This is a genomic window from Candidatus Accumulibacter phosphatis (assembly GCF_012939955.1).
GTDB classification, from domain to species: domain Bacteria; phylum Pseudomonadota; class Gammaproteobacteria; order Burkholderiales; family Rhodocyclaceae; genus Accumulibacter; species Accumulibacter delftensis.
Genome location: NZ_SPMY01000104.1, coordinates 1 through 608, shown reverse-complemented (window position 1 = coordinate 608; position 608 = coordinate 1). Strand labels below are relative to the sequence as shown.

General features: G+C 62.2%; 1 pseudogene. It reads left to right on the top strand.

The window, feature by feature from the left end:
- Positions 1–213: 213 nt before the first annotated feature.
- Positions 214–608 (top strand): annotated as a pseudogene (locus E4Q23_RS25425) (transposase zinc-binding domain-containing protein); the annotation flags it as partial.

Below are 608 nucleotides of genomic sequence, written 5' to 3'. Positions count from 1 at the left end.
GGCAGCGACAGCTGCGGACGCGGCGCCACGGACCACAGCAACGTGGGAGATTTCCGGGTATGTTCCGCGGAAGCTGATCCGCAACGCCCAGCCGTGATTCATGCGGAGCCGATTTTAGCGGCTAAAATTTTCTGGTTGCCTCTGTAGTCGACTCTGCAGAATTCCTCAACCAGGCCTGGAACGTGAAGCCCGGCGAGTGACGCACGGCCCATTACATGCAGGAACCGGCACTGCCCGCAATGCTAGACCCGGGCGAAGGGGGGCAGGGTTGCCGCAAGGCGGTGTGAAGTGCTGCCGGTGCCTTACTTTCACTTGGTGTTCACGCTGCCGCACGACCTCAATGGCCTGATTGCGGCCGCGCCACGATCGCTCTACGAGACGCTGTTTGCCGCTGTGTCGGCAACGCCCACCGAATTCGCCGCCAACCCGCGACATCTGGGCGGTGTGTCGGCCTTCTCTGTGGTGTTGCACACATGAAGGCAGGCTCTTGGCAGGAATGGTCGCCACGCCTGCCGATTGGCAACGCTTGAGGCAATGACTCCACCTTCACGACTGGGTGGTCCATGCCAAGCAGCCGCTCGGTGACCCGGAAGCGGTGCTCGATTACC